Raw genomic sequence first — 694 nt, 5'->3', positions numbered from 1 at the left:
GGGCGGCGCACGACCTGGTGGTCGTCGACGCCGGCTCGCGCCTCGACGGCGTGCGCGCGGCGCTCGACGTCGCGCGCGCGGCCGCCGACGCCGCGGCGGCAGCCGGCGCCGGTAACCTCGCCGTGCGGCTGCTCGTCGTGACCGGGAGCGACCCGATCGCGCTCGCGGCCTCGTACGCCCTCGTGAAGGGCGCCGCGGCCGACGCGCCCGACGCGCCGCCGATCCCCGTGGACGTGCTGGCGAGCCGCCTCGACGACGAGGAGGCCCGCCGCGCCTTCGAACACCTGGAAGGGGCCGCGCGCCACTTCCTGCGCCAGCCGCTGCGCCTCGCCGGCGCGCTCCCCGACGACGCGACGCTCGCCGTCGCGCTGCGCGCGGGGATGCCGCTGCAGGACGCCGCCGCCGGCTCGCCGGCCGCGGTGGCGATGCACGCCGTCGCCACCCGCCTCGCCGGACCCGCTGGTCCCTCCCCCGCCGCGAGCGCCGCCCGAGGCGCCCGCCCCACGACGCCGCGCCCCTACGCGGCCGCGTCGCCCGCCTACTCGGGTTCACTGCCTGGAACCGCGCGATGACCGTCATGACTGCCCCTCGCGCCACACGCCCCGCCGGGGCCACGACCTCCCGCGCCGCCAAGGCCGCCGCCGCCCCCGCCGCCCCCGCCGAAGTCGGAGGCCAAGCGGTCTTAGGAAGACAA

At 80.0% G+C, this 694-nt stretch carries 1 pseudogene; it reads left to right on the top strand.

Annotated elements, in window-relative coordinates:
• Positions 1 to 572, top strand: a pseudogene (locus tag PYV61_RS26245) (hypothetical protein); the annotation flags it as partial.
• Positions 573 to 694: the final 122 nt, after the last annotated feature.

Origin of the sequence: Roseisolibacter sp. H3M3-2, from assembly GCF_029211165.1 — a bacterium.
In the GTDB taxonomy this organism is placed as follows: domain Bacteria; phylum Gemmatimonadota; class Gemmatimonadetes; order Gemmatimonadales; family Gemmatimonadaceae; genus Roseisolibacter.
This window is presented reverse-complemented; position numbering and strand designations above follow the sequence as displayed.